General features: G+C 49.1%; 16 protein-coding genes. 1 reads left to right on the forward strand and 15 read right to left on the reverse strand.

Annotated elements, in window-relative coordinates:
* The first annotated feature begins 131 nt into the window (after positions 1-131).
* A complete protein-coding gene (locus KXR87_RS06585) occupies positions 132-1,136 on the forward strand; it encodes an NAD-dependent epimerase (protein ID WP_437431454.1) in 1,005 nt (334 codons plus the stop codon).
* A gap of 44 nt (positions 1,137-1,180) precedes the next feature.
* On the opposite strand, the gene ugd is transcribed toward KXR87_RS06585, so the two are convergent.
* The 15 genes from ugd to wcaM form a co-directional block, all read right to left on the reverse strand.
* Positions 1,181-2,347, reverse strand: coding sequence for a UDP-glucose 6-dehydrogenase (gene ugd / locus KXR87_RS06590; protein WP_437431455.1), 1,167 nt, complete (start codon positions 2,345-2,347; stop codon positions 1,181-1,183).
* A 553-nt stretch (positions 2,348-2,900) separates the two neighbouring features.
* Positions 2,901-4,307 (reverse strand): NADP-dependent phosphogluconate dehydrogenase, encoded by a 1,407-nt coding sequence (gndA, locus tag KXR87_RS06595; RefSeq protein WP_437431456.1) that lies wholly within the window; start codon positions 4,305-4,307, stop codon positions 2,901-2,903.
* 191 nt (positions 4,308-4,498) lie between these two features.
* Positions 4,499-5,839 carry a glycosyltransferase gene (locus KXR87_RS06600; protein ID WP_437431457.1) on the reverse strand — a complete coding sequence of 447 codons (1,341 nt, stop codon included), beginning with the start codon at positions 5,837-5,839 and terminating at the stop codon, positions 4,499-4,501.
* A 24-nt stretch (positions 5,840-5,863) separates the two neighbouring features.
* Complete coding sequence (locus KXR87_RS06605; RefSeq protein WP_437431458.1) at positions 5,864-6,796, reverse strand: NAD-dependent epimerase/dehydratase family protein; 933 nt, start codon at positions 6,794-6,796, stop codon at positions 5,864-5,866.
* A gap of 78 nt (positions 6,797-6,874) precedes the next feature.
* A complete protein-coding gene (locus tag KXR87_RS06610; protein ID WP_437431459.1) occupies positions 6,875-8,215 on the reverse strand; it encodes a glycosyltransferase family 4 protein in 1,341 nt (446 codons plus the stop codon).
* An 11-nt stretch (positions 8,216-8,226) separates the two neighbouring features.
* Positions 8,227-12,021 carry a methyltransferase domain-containing protein gene (locus KXR87_RS06615; protein ID WP_437431460.1) on the reverse strand — a complete coding sequence of 1,265 codons (3,795 nt, stop codon included), beginning with the start codon at positions 12,019-12,021 and terminating at the stop codon, positions 8,227-8,229.
* Positions 12,022-12,080: 59 nt separating this feature from the next.
* On the reverse strand, positions 12,081-13,526 hold the full coding sequence (locus KXR87_RS06620) for an ATP-binding cassette domain-containing protein (RefSeq protein WP_437431461.1): 1,446 nt from the start codon (positions 13,524-13,526) through the stop codon (positions 12,081-12,083).
* Complete coding sequence (locus tag KXR87_RS06625) at positions 13,516-14,334, reverse strand: ABC transporter permease (protein ID WP_437431462.1); 819 nt, start codon at positions 14,332-14,334, stop codon at positions 13,516-13,518. Before KXR87_RS06625 ends, KXR87_RS06620 begins: the two co-directional genes overlap by 11 nt.
* Positions 14,335-14,390: 56 nt before the next feature.
* The gene (locus KXR87_RS06630; protein ID WP_437431463.1) at positions 14,391-15,320 is read right to left on the reverse strand and encodes a glycosyltransferase family 2 protein; all 930 of its coding nucleotides are present in this window, start codon (positions 15,318-15,320) and stop codon (positions 14,391-14,393) included.
* Between the two features lie 101 nt (positions 15,321-15,421).
* Complete coding sequence (gene rfbC / locus KXR87_RS06635; RefSeq protein WP_437431464.1) at positions 15,422-15,970, reverse strand: dTDP-4-dehydrorhamnose 3,5-epimerase; 549 nt, start codon at positions 15,968-15,970, stop codon at positions 15,422-15,424.
* 12 nt (positions 15,971-15,982) lie between these two features.
* Entirely contained in the window at positions 15,983-16,864 is an 882-nt protein-coding gene (gene rfbD, locus KXR87_RS06640; RefSeq protein ID WP_437431465.1) for a dTDP-4-dehydrorhamnose reductase, read from the reverse strand.
* 27 nt (positions 16,865-16,891) lie between these two features.
* Positions 16,892-17,758, reverse strand: coding sequence for a glucose-1-phosphate thymidylyltransferase RfbA (gene rfbA / locus KXR87_RS06645; RefSeq protein WP_437431530.1), 867 nt, complete (start codon positions 17,756-17,758; stop codon positions 16,892-16,894).
* A gap of 15 nt (positions 17,759-17,773) precedes the next feature.
* Positions 17,774-18,862, reverse strand: coding sequence for a dTDP-glucose 4,6-dehydratase (gene rfbB, locus KXR87_RS06650; RefSeq protein ID WP_437431466.1), 1,089 nt, complete (start codon positions 18,860-18,862; stop codon positions 17,774-17,776).
* A gap of 409 nt (positions 18,863-19,271) precedes the next feature.
* Positions 19,272-20,165: a GalU regulator GalF gene (gene galF / locus KXR87_RS06655; RefSeq protein WP_437431467.1), complete on the reverse strand. Its 894-nt coding sequence runs from the start codon at positions 20,163-20,165 to the stop codon at positions 19,272-19,274.
* Between the two features lie 173 nt (positions 20,166-20,338).
* Positions 20,339-21,760, reverse strand: coding sequence for a colanic acid biosynthesis protein WcaM (wcaM, locus tag KXR87_RS06660; protein ID WP_437431468.1), 1,422 nt, complete (start codon positions 21,758-21,760; stop codon positions 20,339-20,341).
* Positions 21,761-21,765 lie beyond the last annotated feature (5 nt).

Genomic DNA, 21,765 nt, shown 5'->3' on the forward strand with positions numbered 1-21,765 from the left:
CTCGCGCTCCCCTCTTCCCTTCGCTAATAAACAGTTATCTTTCTTCCCGGTAGCAGGTATGATCGTCCGACTGGTTCAGCGTTTGCCATAAAACGCTGCATGTTTAGTACCACCAAATATTGAGGTTGAAGATGAAATTTCTGGTCACCGGCGCGGCGGGCTTTATTGGTTTTCATGTCAGCGAGCGTCTTTTGCAGGCTGGCCATCAGGTCACAGGGATAGATAACCTTAATGATTACTATGATGTCAGCCTCAAACAGGCACGACTGGATCGCCTGACGTCAGCACACTTCAGCTTTAAGAAACTTGATCTGGCGGATCGTGAAGGCATGGCCCGGCTGTTTGCCGACGGGAAATTTGATCGCGTCATCCATTTAGCCGCACAGGCTGGGGTGCGTTATTCACTGGAGAACCCGCATGCCTATGCTGATGCCAACCTTATCGGTCATCTGAACGTACTGGAAGGTTGCCGTCATAATCGAGTAGGTCACCTGCTGTATGCCTCCTCCAGCTCGGTCTATGGTCTGAACCGTAAGATGCCATTCTCGACGGACGACACCGTTGACCACCCGGTATCACTCTACGCCGCGACCAAAAAAGCCAACGAACTGATGTCTCACACCTACTCCCATCTGTACGGTTTGCCGACTACCGGTCTGCGCTTCTTCACCGTTTATGGTCCGTGGGGCCGCCCGGACATGGCGCTGTTCAAATTCACCAAAGCGATGCTCGAAGGCAAAAGTATTGACGTCTATAACTACGGCAAAATGAAGCGTGACTTCACCTACATTGATGACATTGCCGAAGCCATTATCCGTTTACAGGATGTTATCCCGCAGGCGGACCCTCAATGGAGCGTTGAGGAAGGTACCCCGGCGACCAGTTCCGCGCCATACCGTGTTTACAACATCGGCAATAGCTCCCCGGTTGAACTGATGGATTACATTACCGCACTGGAAGAGGCGGTCGGCATCGAAGCTCAGAAAAATATGCTGCCTATCCAGCCTGGCGATGTGCTGGAAACCAGCGCGGACACCAAAGCGCTGTACAGCGTGATTGGTTTCAAACCTCAGACCTCGGTGAAACAGGGCGTGAAAAACTTTGTTGACTGGTATCGCGCTTTTTATCAGGTATAAAAAAACGGCCCTGACGGGCCGTTTTCTTTGGAGCGGTTTATGGCTTAGTCGTTGCCGAAAAGATCGCGGGTATAGACTTTCTCCGCCACGTCAGAAAGCTCTGGCGCCATACGGTTTGAGATAATGACGTCCGCTTCCTGTTTGAAGGCTTCCAGATCACGTACCACACGGGAATGGAAGAACTCCTCTTCCTGCATCACTGGCTCATAGACGATAACCTGTACGCCTTTGGCCTTAATGCGTTTCATGATCCCCTGAATGGAGGAGGCGCGGAAGTTATCCGAGCCGCTCTTCATAATGAGTCGATAGACCCCCACCACTTTCGGACGTTTTGCCAGGATGGAGTCGGCGATAAAGTCTTTACGCGTACGGTTGGCATCCACAATCGCGGAGATAAGGTTGTTCGGCACCGACTGATAGTTCGCCAGCAGCTGCTTCGTATCCTTCGGAAGACAGTAACCGCCGTAGCCGAATGAAGGGTTGTTGTAATGGTTGCCAATACGCGGATCCAGACATACCCCTTCAATAATCTGGCGCGTGTCCAGCCCCAGCGTCTCTGCATAGCTGTCGAGTTCATTAAAGTACGCGACGCGCATCGCAAGATAGGTGTTGGCGAAGAGTTTGATTGCTTCAGCTTCGGTAGAGCCGGTGAACAGCACATCGATATCTTTCTTGATAGCACCTTCCTGCAGCAGAGCAGCAAAGCGCTCAGCACGTTCGGAGCGCTCCCCGATGACGATACGCGACGGGTGGAGGTTATCGTACAGAGCCTTACCTTCACGCAGAAATTCTGGCGAGAAGATGACATTGTCGATGCCCAGCTCTTCTTTGACAGACTGGGTGAAACCCACCGGGATGGTGGATTTAATGATCATTACGGCGTTCGGGTTGATGTGGTGAACATCGCGGATAACGGATTCTACGCTGGAGGTGTTGAAGTAGTTGTTTTTGGGATCGTAGTCCGTTGGCGTGGCGATGATGACATAATCCGCATCACGATAGGCGTCATGCTTGTCAGTGGTTGCTCGAAAGTTGAGCGGCTTATTCTGTAAATACTCCTGGATTTCCTTGTCCACTATCGGGGAGATCTTCTGATTAAGCATGTCAACTTTGGCCTGAACAATATCCAGCGCCACAACCTCGTGGTTCTGCGCAATCAGAATACCGTTTGATAAGCCAACGTAACCGGTTCCGGAGATGGTTATTTTCATTAGATAAGCAACTTATGTGGTTTAGGTTTAGGGCGAACGAACTCTCGTTGCCAGATCAATGTTACTATCGAGGGTTCTACCCCCGCTGGTAGTAAGTGTCAAGAAAACAGCGATATTATAAGAATTTACCGAATAAAAATCTCCGCAATATGCAATAAATTGTTTTCATTCAGTGCGCATAAAGGCCAGGTGTGTTGTGGCGGCAGAGTAAATTCACGAAATATCATAAAAAAACGTTGCACTGTAAAAACAGGCGCGAAAGAGGCGGGCTTAAAATATTGTTATCCGGCGAGGGCTTCGCATTCCTGCGCGAAAATATAAACCCATCAAATATAAACACCCTGAATCACATAAAACTCAAATATATTATTGCGACGCATCAGCAAGCCTTAGTAATAAAATACGCTGAACGCAGTGAAGCCAGACCGGCTCAGCGATACGAAATTCGGTTTCATTCAGGAATGTGCATTAACAGGGTATAGCGAACCTGAAAAAAAAGACCATCCTTGCGGATGGTCTTCGATTTAAAACGCCAGGTCGTTACAGCGGAAAATTAATCCAGCCATTCCGTGTGGAATACGCCATCTTTATCAGTACGCTTGTAGGTGTGCGCACCGAAATAGTCACGCTGTGCCTGAATCAGGTTGGCTGGCAGTACCGCAGCACGGTAGCTGTCATAGTAGGCCACTGCAGCGCCGAAAGTCGGAACCGGAATGCCGTTCTGTACAGCGTAAGCCACGACATCACGCAGCGCCTGCTGGTACTCGTCAGCGATCTGCTTGAAGTAAGGCGCCAGCAGCAGGTTAGCAATAGCTGGAGTCTGCGCGTATGCATCGGTAATTTTCTGCAGGAACTGGGCGCGGATAATACAACCGGCGCGGAAGATCTTCGCGATTTCACCGTAGTTCAGATCCCAGTTGTTTTCGTCAGAGGCGGCACGCAGCTGCGAGAAGCCCTGTGCGTAAGAGACGATTTTACCCAGGTAGAGTGCACGACGGACTTTCTCAACAAACTCAGCTTTGTCACCAGCAGGTTTAGCCTGCGGGCCAGTCAGCACCTTAGAGGCCGCGACACGCTGCTCTTTCAGAGAGGAGATGTAGCGAGCGAAGACGGATTCCGTTATCAGGGAGAGCGGTTCACCGAGATCCAGGGAGCTCTGGCTGGTCCATTTACCGGTGCCTTTGTTCGCCGCTTCATCCAGAATCACATCAACCAGGTATTTACCCTCTTCATCTTTTTTAGTGAAGATGTCTTTGGTGATATCAATCAGGTAGCTGCTCAGCTCACCTTTATTCCACTCGCTGAAGGTTTCCGCCAGCTCTTCATTGGTCAGGTTCAGACCGCCTTTGAGCAGGGAGTAAGCTTCGGCGATCAACTGCATGTCACCGTACTCAATCCCGTTATGAACCATTTTCACGTAGTGACCCGCACCGTCAGCGCCGATATAGGTTACGCAGGGTTCGCCATCTTCTGCAATCGCAGCAATTTTAGTCAGGATCGGAGCGACCAGCTCGTAGGCTTCTTTCTGACCGCCAGGCATGATTGATGGGCCTTTCAGTGCCCCCTCTTCACCGCCGGAAACGCCGGTACCGATGAAGTTAAAGCCTTCAGCAGAGAGTTCACGGTTACGACGAATAGTGTCCTGGAAGAAGGTGTTACCACCATCAATGATGATGTCGCCTTTATCAAGATACGGCTTCAGAGAATCGATCGCCGCATCGGTGCCTGCACCTGCTTTAACCATTAACAGGATGCGGCGAGGTGTTTCGAGGGATTCAACAAACTCCTGAACGGTAAAGAAAGGAACCAGTTTCTTGCCAGGGTTTTCAGCAATAACTTCTTCGGTTTTATCGCGGGAGCGGTTGAAAACGGAAACGGTATAGCCACGACTTTCAATGTTAAGCGCCAGGTTGCGCCCCATCACTGCCATACCAACAACGCCGATTTGTTGCTTGGACATTACATACTCCTGTCAGGTGTGATCGCCCGGACTGAAACAGATGGCCGGGTATAAGTATCAGGAATGTTAACTCAATACTGTCCGCCAGCGATAGTCATAGCTGCTCGCCGAAAGAGCAGTTCGTACAGATTACGCAGATTTAGATAAAAGACGTAAGGCACACTGGCAGACAAGCGCCAGAAAACAAAACCTTATACCCTCCAAATTCCGCTCAGTTCATCCACGTAATACGCCGTCGTTTTGGGAGGGACGGCATTATTACTTAATGTGGCGATCCCTATGGTTTGCGCCTCTGTTATTTTTCTCGCCAGATCCTGTTCACTTCCGGCCTCAAACAAAAGCCCGTTTACGCCATGCGTGATAACGGCTGAAATGCCCGGCATATCCGAACCGATGACCGGACATTTTGCCTGTTGGGCCGAATAGATAACTAAAGGCGTATTTTCAAACCAGACTGAGGGAATGATCAGGATATCCAGCTCCTGAAGAATGTCGGTCATCCGGTTGTTAGGAAAGGTGCCGCAGAAGGTAATGGCTTCATTACCTTTGGTAAGCGCGTCAAGCTCTTCCAGATACTCAGGGAACTCATCACCATTCCCATAAATCTTTAAGGTCGCCACGCCCGGCTCAAGATGATTTAACGCTTTTATTAATACGTGACAGCCCTTGTGGGGCGCCAGCGTCCCAATAAAGCCTAATCTCAGGGGCGAACCGGGTTGCGTTTCTTTCACCGGTACAAGGGTGCTGACAGGCTCACACTCAATGCCGAACGCAGACTCATGCAGGCGATGCGTCTCAACACCATAGCGCTGAAAAAGGTCATACATAAATTGGTTTGGCGCCACAATACCCTGCAGACGATTCAGCGCACCCACGGTTGACGCTAAACGAGACGTGACTGCCCGCACCTCGTTACTCATCGGATACTGAAGCACCTTTGCGCCGCGCGTTATTCTGGCGATTTCGCCAAATACCCGGTCAGGCGTGAGCGAAATAACCTTTGCTGCAATGCCATGCACCGCGTCATAAGCGAAATGCTTAACGCAGTTTCCGGAAAGCGCATCGGGGCCCTGGCAGGACGTGCCATCTGGCAAACGTAACTGCGCCGTTGGACAAACCATCCAGAAATCCGTTGGCGTATAAAACTGTGGAATAGCGTTATCGGCCAGCCAGTTAATTAACCCTATTCCCAGGCGATTAAGATGGAAATGGTGTACCAGCTCAACCTTAAAATCATCACATATTTTCCGGAGGTAGCGGACTGCCAGTTGATTTTTATAACCCACTTCAATCATGGAATTTTGCCCGGCCATCGGGACATAGGCGTGATGAAAGCGATAAATATGAATACCTTCATATTCATATTCATCAAAACGTTCATCTTCCGTAAGCACTGCCGTGGAAGGATAACCGGTAAAAATTCGAACATCATGACCGCGCCGAATCAACTCTCTGGCAACGGATAACGTCAGAACTTCAGTGCCTGCTTTATAATCCGGAAAAAATTGATGAACGGTTAATAAAATACGCATTACAGATGACTTATTCCCCGCGGCTTATTTTTCCAGCGATTTCTTCATCCAGCCTGCGGCACGAGACAGGCCATCACGCATGCTGACCTGTGGCTCCCAGCCTAATTCTTGTCTGGCGAGTTGATTACACAGAACGCTGATATCGAGGTCAAAGGTTCGGCCAGGTTTATACTGAACGTCGAGTGGTTCAGGAATAATGTCACCGAGCATCGAAATTAACTCATTCAGGCTCGTCCCCTTCCCTGAGCTAATATTGAAGCACTCTTTGTCGCCGTTATACTCGATGGCTTTGGCAAAGGCATCAGCAACATCGCTGACATGAACATAGTCACGCTGCACGCTGCCATCACCCCAAATTTCAATAGGCTGACCACGTAAAGCACGATGCAGGAAAACGCCTACCGCCCCCTGCGCCGTTTCAACTCGCTGTCTTTCACCATAGGGGTTCGCCACGCGTAAGATGACCGGCTTGATTCCATGTAATTTATGGAACATATGCAGGTATTTCTCAATCGCCAGCTTGGTAATGCCGTAGGAGACAACGGGTTCGGTCGGATGTTTTTCATCAATAGGAATATATTGTGGGCTACCGTAGACCGTTCCGCCGGAAGAGATAAAGACTATCCGGGAGACCTTCATTTCCACCATCAAATTCAGCATGGTGATAGTCGGTACAATGTTCGTCTGAACATCATATACCGGGTCGTCATTCGAGCTTTTCGGCAGCGTGGTGGAAACCAGGTGCACCACCCCTTCCATTCCCTGAATGGCATCCCGCAGATCGTGTGTGCTGCTGAAATCGCCGGTTGTCCATTCAACCTTTTCATTTTCTGCAAATACCCGATAGGGGGGAACGCGTGGACGCTCAAAAATGCGCAATTCATGACCATCAGCCAGCAGCCGCTCACAAATAGCAGATCCGATAAATCCACCACCGCCAAAAACAACAAGTTTCATTTTCCCTCCGGGAGATTACAGTGCTTCACCATGAAAACAGATGATCCCGGAAGCCTTTGCAGACTCCCGGGTCTTTTATTAGTCCAGTTGGTAAAGGCTAAATGTTTCTTTCGCCATGACTTCCGTGGTACGCAAATACTCTGTCGTCAGAGACAGTTTTCGCAGCAACCCGGGCGTTTGCAATACATAGGCAAGTTTCTCGGCAAGGCTGTCGGCATCGCCACGTTTGAAACTGTACCCATTCTCCCCTTCGGTTAGAAACTCTGTCATGCCCTCTACGTCTGAAACCAGCACCGGCGTGTGAGTTGCCAGGGAATTCAGCAGTACCAAAGGACTGTTTTCATACCAGCGAGACGGAATGACAAAGAGATCAAGATCGCGGAAAACCTCCGCAGTGAGCGATTGCTCGAAAGTGCCCATAAAGTGTACACCCTCTACGCCCTCGCTCATTTTGTACAGCTCTTCCATATAGCTCAGCGACTGATTGGTCGGGCCATAAATTTTAAGCACCGCGCTGTTTGCAGGCAGACGTTTAAAGGCCTCAATAATAAGGTCAGTTCCTTTATGAGGCGCAATCTGACCGATATAACCTATTACCGGAATATGGTCGGGACTGCGTTCAGGTTTTGCCTGGCGGTCAATATCCATACCAAACCACAGTTTGGTCATCGGCACGGTAATGCCGTTACTCTCATAAGCTTTTTTAAGGAAGGCGGTGGGCGCAACGGCCCCTTTATACCAGGAGTTATAAAGGTAAGCGAGCGTATCCGGTCGCTGAATTAAATCCTCCGCCAGCCCTTTAAGATGACCATTTTTGAGGATCCCGGCTTTATGGGTTCCGACCAGTCCTTTGGCGATAATTGTCGCCGCGGCGGGCATCGCTGCTTTTTTAAGCCAGCCACTGGCATAACCGTTTTGTGCGGACTCTTTGAGGTAACAGGCAACGCAGTTCGCTCTCGTCGGGGACGGCCCGGTGCACAAATCCCCATTTGCCGCTTCCAGTTTGTTATTAAAACAAAAACCAAAGAAGTCGGTGAACGTCGTATAGGTGGGGATCTTAAGCTTGCCGGTGACTTCAAGCAGCACTGACGTATGGTTTATCAGATGGGTGACATGAACAACATCTGGCTTCAGCTCCGTCAGCACCTCTTCCAGCACATCACGCATTTCCGGCTGGTAGTACGTTTCCTTAATTCTCGAATGCGGGATCGCATTTTTATCAATAGAGACGACCGGAATGTCTTCCCAGGTATAACGAGTAATCAGCTCTGATTGCTTAGGTTCACCCTGAAAAACAGCAGAAACGACAGAGACATCGTGCCCCCATGCACGATAGTGCTTTGCGAGGCCCAGCGTATAGGTTTCCGTACCATAAAAATGGTCAGGAAAAAAACAGTGTACAAAAAATACAATTTTCATAGTTCGCCGTATTATTTTTTCGTCATTTCAGCGTAAAGGCCAGCATAGGCGCTGATCATTGCCTGCACGGAGAACAGCCCTTCCGCACGCTGCTGATGTTCGCGTCCTAATGATGCACGCAACTCATCGTTTTCCAGGACTTCAACCGCAATTTCAGCCAATTTACTGGCATCACCCGCTGGTGCAAGCATCGCTTTTGAATTAACGATTTCGCTGATAGCCCCCACGTCATAACCGATTACCGGTACGCGCATATTCATGGCAAACGGACTGACCTGCCCGAAGCTCTCTTTCCACACCGGGGCAATGAAGAGCGACATACGGCGGTAGTAATCCGGCAGGGTGTCGTAATCGACATAGCCTGTGAATTCGAACTGCGACTCGACTCCAGCCTTTTTCACGGCTTGCTGGAAGGGGCTCAACAAGCTTCCGCCGCCAACAATCAGTATTTTGGTTTGCGGGCGTTTAAGCGCTATCGCAATAAAGGGCTCAATGGCGTGTTCGTTTAATTTATCGCACTCGAGGCGATAGACCATCCCGACACAATCGCCCGGTACCGCTTCACTGTCATCCCGCATGAAGTGGGAGAAGTCAGAGCCAGGGTAGATGGTGACGTGGGAATCGTCAGGTCGACCAAAGACATGACGGACATAATCACTCACGTAGACATAACGCTTCACCGCCGGAGACATGTGCGGGGCGATTGGCGTATTCACGTTTTCAACGACCGGTATATCCAGCACTCTTGCCGCTTCGATCGCCTGAGCATACCAGGGTTCATCCACGTCGCCCCAGTAATGCACATGGACGAAGTCAGGTTGTGTCCGCTTGAAGTAGTTAATAAACGGCGTGATGTCGTTGCAATCACGCTGCTCTTCAATACTCATACCAATATAGGCAGGCGGATTAGGCGCATAGCTGGTTAAAACAAACTGTTCATAGTCATGGCCCAGGTATTCAACTAAATCCACCACCAGACGCGAGGAGCCGCCGGTCATAAAGTTGGCAATGACGTGAGAAATTTTAGGCGCGCCAGGTTTGGTAACCGGCATTTTAATACGATAACCGCTTGAAACTTCAGCTACCGTGGTCGTGGTCTCAGCGCTTTCCACCTTCGCAACCGGCGCCGGCCGACGCGAGAAACGGGAACGCAACCACTGGGTCATTGGCTGCATGGTGCGGCGTAATGCGCGTGGCGTGGCGAGCGAGGCGCCCAGGTAGCCCATATGCAGCACTTTACGCGCCCCCCAGGGCTGATAGAGCATGACGTTACGCAGGCGCATCAGTCGGGTTTGCATAATGGCATTGAGTTGATGAATATTTGCAGCCTGCTCGGCAATGGCCTGATCTTTGAGCTGCAAGGTATTCATCAGTTCAGTAACCGTGGAGTTTAGATCCGCAATAGTGGTGCTCAGATCAACAACGGTGCTGTTCAGATCGGCATTGGTATTATTGAGATCCTCGACCGTAGTACTCATCTCCATGACGGTACTGTTCAGATCGGTATTGGTGTTATTAAGACCTTCGATCATCGCGCTCAAATCAGCAACGGTATTATTTAAATCCGTCACCGTGGTGTTCATTCCCGTAAGCGTCGTATTTTGCTCGGTAATAACAGATTGCAGTGAATCGATAGTGGTGTCTTTCACCGCCAGAACGTGCTTAAGCGCCTGATACTCTTCCTGCTGCTTACGCAATACGTTAGTCTCTTCAACGGCTTTTTCCAGGGACTGCGCGTACTGACCAAGGGAGGCCAACTGGACGTTAAGCACGCTATTTAACGCGCCTTTGGAAGCCGCCTGAGCATGTGGGCTACGGCTTACCTGCAACCACCACCAGGGTTTATCTTTAAAGCTGTCGATGTTCACCAGCGCATAAGCGCAGTTACTTGCAAAGTCGAGGACCGTCGAAAGCTCCGGCAGACCGAATTCGACCGGATCGCTTAAATCACCGAGACTCTTTTTCCAGTCGGTGCTTAGCGCTCTGTGAGCAAAGGCGATGCCTTCAGCCCAGGATTTGGTGGCAGCCTCAACCTCACCTGCATTCAGATTCAAAATCCCCAGATAGAGATAGGACTCCACCACCCGGTTCGCCAGTAACGGGCTAAATTGCAGCGGATCGGTCGCCACACACTGCTCGAATGAGGCTTTCGCTTTTTGATGCAGGCCGGCTTTGAGCCATAACCGCGCCATGACGAAATGTAACGAGACCATCCAACGGATTGCGTGCGGTGTGCTGGGGTTGCTGGCGATATAACTATCAACACGCTCAGAGAACGCCGTCAACCTGTCGAGATCGGTGCCTTTTTTCTCCCCAAGGAGCTGATAGCCCTGAACGCAGAGTGCCGCGCCCGCGTCGGCGCTATTGTCTTTATTAGAAACGTAAACCTGTTCAGCCATCTGCGTCAGCAGCGCTTTATTTTTCTGTCGCCAGCCAATATCAACAATGCCCCGCACTAACCACGGATTTTTATAATCTCTGGCGAAGGCGGTCACATTCCAGTCAGGGTCCTGATAGGTTTTGTGCTGCGTTTCCTGGTAAGGGACATCCTGCGCGGCTAACGGCGACTTCATGCCCACCGCCAGCCACCACTCTGATGGCGGCGCGTCAGATTCGCTGATGTTGGTATCAATACTGTAAATCTCGCGTCTGGCTGGCACCCACTCTTTGCTTCCCGCCGTTTTCTTATAATGGGTGGCGGACTGCACGGTGATATTTTCGATATCAAAATGGGCGTTTATCTGACTGCGAATTTTATCAAGCGTGTAAACGTGTAAATGGAACGGATTCGGATCTTCTCCCGTTTCGTCGCTCCAGTCATTCGGCACGCTAACAATAATACGGCCCGCAGGCGTCAGGATACGCTGGAATTCTTTAAGCACGCCCTGCGGATCAGGGATGTGCTCCAGGGTTTCAAAGGAGATAACCACATCGACAGAGTTGTCAGCAAAACCATATAACGCTTCCGGGAGCATACCGGCTTCAAAGCGCAGATTTTTCACTTCCGGCGCAAAATTGATGTTCGCATAATCGATTGCATAATCACTGCCATCGATGCCGATGGTCTGCTTTGCCATCGTGCCGCACTGAATAAGATAACTGCCATATCCGAGGCCACAGGCCGCATCAAGGACGGTGTCACCGGGGCGAACAAAAGACGCAGCCCACTGATAACGGGCAATATGGGCATCGGAACGCTCCCCGGCTTCACGGGTCATATCCATGTGCAGATCGCGTTCTTCTTTCAGCGCCTCCAGGGGGTAGCGAGACATTGCTTTCTCAGAGACGCGCTCTAAAAGAATAATGGCCTCACCGCTTTCACGTCCCAGCGCTTCGTAATCGTTAATCAGATAATAAGAAGGATGTTTGCGGAAACCTTCGTCAAAGAAAAGGCGTTCCCATGCATTTCTGTCCTGCACGGTACGGGTTTCATTATCCTCAGGGCGTTCAGTCGTGGTAATACGCAAATAGAGAGAGCGACGGGTTACCCGGCTAATCTCTTTAATCACCGCAGCAAGTTGCTCAGGTTCAATATTTTCCAGACAGAACAGGGCTATTGTGGTGTCGATTTCATGGTCACCAAAAGGCAGCTGCTGGTAATCCGCTTGCGTGAAGCGTTCAGGCATAATGCTATTTGCATAGGCCACGGCATCTGCTGAGTCATCTACACCATGTGCGTCCATACCCCGGGAGAGGAACTCCTGAACAAGCTTGCCGTTTCCGGAGCCGATGTGAAGGTAGCGCTGGCCGCCACATGAATTTAAAATTTCACGAGTAATAACATCAGCGTTTTCAAAATTCTTCATTTAAGTAGCCTGTAATTATCAGGTTTATTTCAGAAACCATGTCGTGGTTTTTAAAAAAATCAAAGCAAGTCACTGGTCATGCGCAAATCGGCAACACCACCAAAATGATAAGCCTGTGGATCCGTGTTAACCGTAAAGAATGCAGCCTCATCAATCCAGTGGATCATCCTTTGTTCGGCATAGTACGGTTTTCCTTCTTCGGTAATCGAAACCTGAATTTCGTAAAGATTCGGTCCCATCCCGCAGATGAATTCAAATTTCACGCTGAAGCGGTGATCTGAGTCGAACTCACGGTGCCAGAAAACATCCTGAGCATCAGAGGCACCATTGAGAATGGCCATATCCTGATTAAGGGTACCCCAGGAGTACATCTTCACGCCCTCTTTATTTCGGATACGTAATCCGACATTAAGATGCTTGAGCGCAGTGTGCGTCTTACATTGCACAATAACCGTGACGGGATCGCGAGGATCAAAATTCGAGCAAGGTTCACCCTGGGCGTTAAAGAGGGAGACATCCAGCACTTCTGCGTCCAGATCGCCAAAGGAGAAGGCTTTTAATCTTTCAGACAGTGCAGGCATTGCCTGTCCATCTGCATCAGCCTCAACGGCAGCTTTTGTATTTTCTTCGCCGTTTTTAACCGCCTGCTCCGCTTTCAGCTGCGCTTTCTCATTCATGATTTCGCGCGTCTGACGGGCCTTCTCTTTCAGCTGCTGCGCCGCCTGATTCAAGCGCTTCGATTCCACTTCATGCAGCGATTTACGATATTCCAGCAGCGCATCCGCTGAAGTCCCGGAGAATTTAACCACGCCATGTTCAAGGAAAATGGCCTTGTTCGTCATGGTACGAACAGATTCCTGATCGTGGGATACAAAAAGCAGTGTCGTCCCGTTAGTACGCAGTCGATCCATTCGCTCGAAACAGCGTTTCTGGAATAAGGCGTCGCCAACGGCCAGGGCTTCATCGACAATCAGAATATCGGGTTCAATACAGACCTGAACGGCAAAGGCGAGGCGTACCAGCATACCGCTGGAATAGGTCTTGGTAGGCTGATCGATAAATTCACCGATGTCGGCGAAATTCAGGATTTCGTCAAACTTCTCGTTAATTTCGGCTTCGCTTAAGCCTAATACCGCGCCGTTCATATAGACGTTTTCGCGCCCGGTAAATTCCGGGTTAAAACCTGAGCCGAGCTCAAGCAGGGCCGCTACGCGTCCGTGGGTTTTGACAAAACCAGAGGTCGGGTTGAGCGTCCCACAGATAAGCTGCAATAATGTCGACTTGCCGGAACCGTTCTGCCCGATGATGCCGACTGATTCGCCTTTTAAAATATCAAAGGAGATATCATGCAGTGCCCAGAATTCACGAAATAACGGTTTCGCTTGCTTGCCGACCAGACGGCGAAGCCCGGAATAGATAGATTGTTTTAAACGATCGGAAGGACGATCGTAAATTTGGTAGCATTTACTCAGGTTTTTAACCTGAATGGCAAAATCAGAGCACATCCGCAAACCCCTTACGCGTTTTCTGGAACCAGGCAAAACCGATCCAGGCAATAACAAAAGCAGCAACCCAGTAAATGGCAAGCACACCAAAATCAGGGTGTTTACCCCAATAAAGCGTGTTCCTTGTTTGTTCAATCACTGTGGTTAAGGGGTTGAAGTACATAAGTTGTCTGAACTCAGGCGGGAGAATTTCCGCTGAGTAAAAGACAGGACTGAGAAACATCAGCGCAGTAGTAAATAAGGTTATGAACTGATTAATATCACGCAAATAAACACCAAGCGACGCCAGTATCCAGCTCACGCCCAGGGTGATAATCATCAGCGGTAGCAAGATAAGCGGGAAATAGAGGACCGTCAGGTGCGGTATCCCAAAGAATACACAGTACGCCACCAGCCACACAAACAGGCTAATCAGGGTGTGAAATAACGCTGACCCTAAGGCAACAACGGGTAAAATCTCGAGTGGGTAAACGACTTTCTTCACATAATTGACGTTAGACAAAATCAACTGCGGCGCTTTGTTCAGACACTCAGAGAAAAGGTTGAAGACAATCAGCCCGGCAAACAAAACCAGTGCAAACTCACCTTTTGACGTACTACCACCGTGCCATCTGGCTTTGAATATTTCACTGAAGACAAAGGTGTACACCGTCAGCATAAACAAGGGGTTAATCAACGACCACACTATCCCCATTGACGAACCACGATAACGCCCCTGCACTTCCCGAATGGTCGTAGTTTTTATTAAATATCTGTTTCGCCAAAGAGTCGCCAGCATTTCAAATGGGCTTATTGAAAATAATTGCATTAAAACACCTTATTGATAACGCCTAAAAAGACATAGCTACGTTGCATTAACATCCATCACACTTTTTTTAATAGTGCTGATATAAAAACAGCTAACGTATCCACAGTATTCTGTCTGTAGACACCCAGTTTAAGAAAATAATAAACCCGGGTTAAAATACATTTGTTATGTATTGCCTTAAACCAGGTAAACTTTTCTTGATTTTCCGCCGTGAGCAGCGCCCGGTTTTTATCAAGCTCACGGATATGCAGCGCATTCCAGTTACGATACTGACCCTGAATAATTTTTTTCAGTCTTAACAGACGTGCGCGATAACCAAGGTTGGTGCCAATCAAATTCTCACCGTGCTGTCTGTAAGCCAGCGTCGGTTCAGAATCATAATGAATGGCGCCATTTGCCCCGGAAATAAGGATGTAAATCCACCAGTCATGACTGACCACGTTCACCAGACCTGCCTGTTTGATCAGGTCCCGTGCAGCCTTGTTCATCACCATCGTATTCCCACCACCAATGTTTTGTACTAACGCATTAGAGAATGAGGGCAGACGACGAAACAGCGGTGAATTCCCAAGGCTTTCCTTATCATTATTGACGAGATGCGTCCGGGAGCAATATAAGGCAGGTTTATCAGAGGGTATCTCTTTCAACCACGCCACCGCACGCTCCAGCTTATCATCAAACCAGATATCGTCTTGATCAGAAAAAGAAAAATAGTCAGCTTCAATGTCGTCTCTGAACAGCAACGAGAGAAAATTACTGACGAAACCTTGTCGTGGTCCGTTGACAATATTAACTTTCGCCGGATTCCTTGATGCAAAGTCATGGACCATGTCGAGAGTCTTATCAGTGGAGCCATCATCTGACACTATTAACTGCCAGTTATCGTAAGTTTGTCTTTCAAAAGAATCCAGCTGGTCGCTAATATATCGTTCACCTTGATATGTAGCCATCAGTATTGCAACGCGGTGTTCTTTTGCAAATGTCATTAAAAGTCTTCTCGTTAAAACATCTAGTCAGGCAAGCCAATAACAGCAAAAATCAAATATGAATTTACATCCATTTTTGCACGATACTTCATGACTATTCTTTATTTGTAGCATTCCGCTTCGGACAAAGATTTACCAGACATATCTTTTTGAGATAATTGCAATTCAGGAAGTTCAGGCCACTCGATATTCAGTGTCGGATCGTTCCAGATAATGCAACGCTCTGTCTGCGGCGCATAATAATTGGTTGCTTTATAGAGAAACTGTGCGCGTTCGCTAAGGGTAACAAAGCCGTGCGCAAAACCTTCTGGGATCCACAGCTGGCGTTTATTTTCAGCGCTTAAAACGACGCCTGTCCACTGCCCAAAGGTCGGTGAAGATTTCCTGACATCAACCGCGACATCAAATACTTCACCCACCACGCAACGGACCAGTTTACCCTGCGCACAGGGGTCAAGCTGATAATGCAAACCACGCAAAACGCCACGCTGTGATTCGGAGTGGTTATCCTGCACGAAATCAACGCTACGCCCTACCGCTTCATCGAAAATGAGCTTGTTGTAACTTTCTAAGAAAAACCCACGCGAGTCACCAAAAACATTTGGCTCGAAAATAATAACTTCCGGAAGATCTGTTTTAACTATTTTCATCTTGAGGCCTGACTACTTTTGCAAAATTTCAGTAACGACACGTTCCACACCAACTTCCCATGCGGGCAAAACAACATTAAATTCACGCTGGAATTTTTCATTCGACAGGCGTGAATTCAGCGGACGTTTTGCAGGCGTAGGATAAGAAGAGGTTGAAACCCCTGATAGCGCATTGATTTTTAATGTTTCGCCCTTCTCTTGTGCAAGAGAAAAAATATAGCTGGCGTAGTCGAACCAGTTTGTCACACCGCTGGCCACCAGATGATAGATGCCGTAGTTTGTGGAACCAGAACGAATCGCAATCGCAGTGCAATCAGCCAGTAACTCAGCACCCGTAGGGGCACCATGCTGATCGTTGATGATGGAGAGCTGCTCTTTCTCTTTCGCCAGCCGAAGCATGGTTTTGGCAAAATTGGCGCCGCGAGTGGCGTAGACCCAGCTCGTACGGAAGATAAAGTGGCGAGGGTTAAAGGCAGCGATGGCAACTTCACCGGCCCGTTTGGTCGCGCCATAGACATTCAGCGGCGCGGTCTCCTCATCCTCAAGACGGAAATGATCGCTTAAGCCATCAAAGACGTAGTCCGTGGAGTAATGGATCAGTAATGCACCCAGTTTTGCCGTCTCCTGGGCAATCACAGCGACGCTGTCAGCATTTAAAAGCTGAGCGAGCTCTTGCTCGCTCTCTGCTTTATCCACTGCGGTATGCGCGGCCGCGTTGACAACAACATCAGGTTTCACGGTGCGAATAGTCTGCGCGATGCCTTCAGGATTTGTCAGATCACCGCAAAGTTCAGTGTCAAAAAAATCGACAGCCACCAGTTCGCCGAGCGTAGAAAGGGAGCGTTGCAGCTCCCATCCAACCTGACCGTTTTTGCCTATCAATAAAATCTTCATGTGTTTACAACCGCAGCAATGTCAGGGTTACTCGCTAATCAGGTTTTGCAGATAGCGACCGTAATCTGTTTTGGAAAGGATCTTAATCTGGTCAGCTACCTGCTCTTTACTCAGCCAGCCTTTACGGAAAGCGATCTCTTCCAGGCACGCCACTTTCATACCCTGGCGTTTCTCAATGGTATGAATGAACTGAGATGCTTCAACCAGGCTGTCATGCGTCCCGGTATCAAGCCACGCAAAGCCACGGCCTAACAACTCAACCTGCAGCTCACCCCGATCCAGGTACATCTGGTTCAGCGTGGTGATTTCCAGCTCGCCACGGGCAGAAGGCTTAACCTGTTTTGCCATTTCCACAACGTTTTTATCATAGAAATAGAGGCCTGTTACCGCCCAGTTGGACTGCGGCTTCAGCGGTTTTTCTTCAATCGAGAGCGCTTTGTAGTTGGCATCAAACTGAACCACGCCAAAACGTTCAGGATCCTGAACCTGGTAACCAAAGACCATCGCGCCCTGAGTTAACTGCGCGGCCGCTTCCAGTTTTTTGCCGAAGCTTTGACCAAAATAGATGTTATCGCCCAGTACCAGCGCACAAGGTTCGTTGTTAATAAACTCTTCACCAATAATAAAGGCCTGCGCGAGACCGTCCGGGGAAGGCTGAACCTCATAACTTAAGCGAATGCCGAACTGCTCGCCATTGCCCAGTAGCCGCTGGAATGCTGGCATATCATCAGGCGTCGTGATAATTAAAATGTCACGAATACCTGCCAGCATTAGCACAGAGATGGGGTAAAAAATCATTGGCTTATCGTAAACAGGCAACAACTGTTTAGATACACCCTGAGTAATAGGGTAAAGGCGAGTACCGGATCCACCCGCTAAGACGATGCCTTTCATCATTATTTCCTTTAATTAATCCGCAAGACCTAAACGTTCACCTGCATAAGAACCATCCATTACACGCTGCCACCACTCTTTGTTGTTCAGATACCAGTGGACGGTTTTGCGAATGCCCGATTCGAATGTCTCTTCAGGAACCCAGCCCAGGTCTTCTTTAATTTTGGTTGCATCAATGGCGTAACGCAGATCGTGACCAGGACGATCGGTTACATAGGTAATCAGATCGGCAAAATGCGCGATCCCTTGCGGTTTGTTCTCAATGACCTCATCAAGAATGGCGCAAATGGTTTTCACGACTTCAATGTTCTTACGCTCATTGTGGCCGCCGATATTATAAGTCTCACCGGCTGTGCCACTGGTTACCACTTTGTACAGCGCGCGCGCATGGTCTTCAACAAACAGCCAGTCACGAATCTGTTCTCCGTTGCCATAGACAGGCAGCGGCTTACCGGCCAGCGCATTGAGAATAATGAGCGGGATCAGTTTTTCCGGGAAATGGTAGGGACCATAGTTGTTTGAGCAGTTGGTTACCAGGGTAGGCAAACCATAAGTGCGGCGCCAGGCGCGAACTAAATGATCGCTGGAGGCTTTGGAGGAGGAGTAAGGACTGCTTGGAGAGTAAGGCGTCGTTTCTGTAAACAGCGGCAAAGGTTCGCCAGCAGGAACGTCATCCGGATGCGGCAGGTCGCCGTAGACTTCATCCGTTGAAATATGATGGAAGCGAAACGCGGATTTACGGGATTCATCCAGTTGCGACCAGTATTTACGGGCGGCTTCCAGCAATACGTAAGTACCCACGATATTCGTTTCAATAAATGCAGCAGGCCCTGTGATTGAGCGGTCAACGTGGCTCTCGGCGGCCAGATGCATAACAGCATCAGGCTGATGGGCGGCAAAAATTCGCGCCATCGCCTCGCCATCACAAATATCCGCATGCTCAAATTGATAACGAGAATTATTTTCAATATCAACTAACGACTCAAGATTGCCTGCATAGGTTAACTTATCGACGTTAACGACAGCGTCCTGAGTGTTATTAATGATATGACGAACAACAGCAGATCCAATAAAGCCTGCCCCACCTGTGACCAGTATTTTCACGAGAATATTCCGTTTACTTATGCAAATTTCATCTGTCCCACTGGAAAACAGAGACCAGGACCGTAGACAGTGGTCAAAACAAACCATGCTACCGCCCCTGGCTCATCAGCTACCAGCGTGCTATGTGTGACTACATACAATCAATCTGGATAATGCGTCGGTTACTTAACGTTCAACCTCAACCGGCACAAAATGTTAAAACTATTTTCTGCTTTTATAAGCACTGAAACAAGAAAAATCTCAACGATTTAAATGAGAAAATTCTCATCCCGCTAATTATTACTTCTTGATCTAACAGCAAAAAACAAAAAAAACAGTGGGAATGTTCTGAAGCCAACCGCAGCCCATTACCACTCACCACTGTCTTTTTTTTATAAGTTAATTATTTTGCGGGAAATTTTTGCGCGCTTCACTGCGTTAACAATTTTTGAATTCTCTCCCGGAACTTCTGGCCTTCTTTTAAATTTCTCAGGCCGTAACTGACGAATGCCTGCATATAACCCATTTTTTTACCGCAGTCGAAGCTGTCGCCCGTCATCAGCATAGCGTCTACAGACTGCTTACCGGCCAGTTTGGCAATGGCATCTGTCAGCTGAATACGTCCCCATGCGCCCGGCTCGGTTTGCTCCAGCTCCGCCCAGATATCTGCAGAGAGCACATAACGCCCTACCGCCATCAGATCGGAGTCCAGTGTTTGTGGCTGATCGGGTTTCTCAATGAACTCAACAATACGGCTGACTTTCCCTTCGCTGTCCAGCGGCTCTTTGGTCTGAATCACCGAGTATTCGGAGAGATCGCCGCTCATGCGTTTAGCCAGCACCTGGCTACGACCGGTCTCGTTAAAGCGGGCTACCATGGCCGCGAGGTTGTAACGCAGCGGGTCAGCGGAGGCAGAGTCCAGTACGATGTCCGGCAGAACAACCACAAACGGATTATCACCAACGATAGGACGCGCACACAGAATGGAGTGGCCCAGACCCAGCGGCTGCGCCTGGCGCACGTTCATGATGGTCACGCCCGGCGGGCAGATAGACTGTACTTCGGCGAGTAGCTGACGCTTAACGCGCTGCTCCAGGAGCGCTTCAAGCTCATAGGAGGTGTCAAAATGGTTTTCAACCGCATTCTTGGAAGAATGGGTGACAAGAACGATCTCTTTGATGCCTGCAGCCACAATCTCGTCGACAATGTATTGAATCATCGGCTTGTCAACGATCGGCAGCATCTCTTTAGGGATTGCCTTGGTGGCGGGGAGCAAATGCATCCCTAAACCGGCTACCGGTATAACTGCTTTCAAATTAATCATTATATCTTCCACCTGTAAATGATTGATAAATTATAGACCTTCAACTTTTTTTCGCCAGTAAAGCCATGACGATGCGCGGCGAAAGATGTTACGCCGATTGTCGAAAAATTGCTGTAGATGTAATCCCAGCAGCGGGCGCAAGTCTCCAGGATTCCTCGCATTTCATTGTGAGGTCAGGGCCAGAAAGGGCGCGACGGTAAGCGGAAATTGACGTTTTCAACATTAACGGTATGGTGGTCAACGCGATCGATATCGACAGAATTTTCACCTTTTTCATTCACCGCTTTAATATTTGCCAGTGACAATAACGTATCCTGCTTCGCCATAAAGCGACCGCGCACATCTTTACGCAAATCAAAATTCAGTTTCAGAGCAGCGCCCACTTTGGAATCCTGCATCACATTGATATTCCTGAGAAAGAGATGTTGTGGTTTGTTATGCAGCTCGAGACTGGCGCGGCGTAAATTAAGATTTGTGATGGCTACAAAGGAGGTCGCATTACCTGAAGAGATCTGAATGCCGCGCAATTTATACTCACTTTCACGGTTATCAAGTTTGATGTCATTCAGCTTGAAGTTTTGCGGTATGGACAAATAATCGCCTTTTATGACGCCATAACCGATGAGCATTCCGGCACTGTTCACCATGGTTACATCATCAATCACAAAATTATCACAGCCATAAATGGCAACCGTGGCGTTATCAATACCCGCTTTTTTACTGTAATCGGGGGTAATATTTTTTGCGTTGATATTGCGAATAATGAAATGCTTGCCGTTTTCAACATGGACCAGTTGCCGGCAATGGCTGCCGGTGATATTCGCGACCACAAAGTTTTTTACCGCCTGCGCTTCAGGATACGCATTGTCATAGGTGCTTCCCGCAAGACCAATGCCGATACCCCAGTTAATTTTGCCGTTGGTACAGTCGATATGGTCGATAACATGATCGGAAATCAGGATATCGTGATCGTTGATAGCCACGTTCCACTCAATAGCATCGCCCTGCAGGTAGCTGAATCTACTGTTTGTAATGCGCGCCCCCACGACCTGATTATGAAAGCCCTGCCGCAGGATGGCGTAGTTGGCTTTCGTCACGGTAATGTTATCAATAAGCAGGTTGCGCATCACCTGGGGCTTTTTTCCACCGATATAGATTTGCGTCACCGGCCCATAACCACTCAGGCTAATGCCCTGGATAACGCAGTCCGAGCCCCGGACATCCAGCGTCAGGTTGTAGAGACTACCGCCTTTCTCCCCAATCACTTTACTGCCATCCTGCAGCACCAATCGCCCGCGACCATTACTTTTAATGGCCCCGCGCACTAACAGCGTTTTACCCGGCGGGATAAAGACGCCGGTATTCATATTTTCACACACCAGGTCGGCCGGAATTTCAACCGTCTGCGCCTCACTAAAGCCCTGCTTTAACGCAGCGGGCCAGTCGGTCGTCTGGTAGCGCCGAATGTCGACAGAGTGGCTGCCAGTGGCTGCACGCAGCAAAGGCGCGTGCAGCAGCGGCAGTGCCGCCAGTGCGCTACCGGTTGCAAGGAACTTTCGTCGTGTAAAGACCGTTTTTGCATGTTGTTCAGCCATAAAAC

Source organism: Yokenella regensburgei (genome assembly GCF_051486985.1).
GTDB lineage: Bacteria > Pseudomonadota > Gammaproteobacteria > Enterobacterales > Enterobacteriaceae > CBFFRJ01.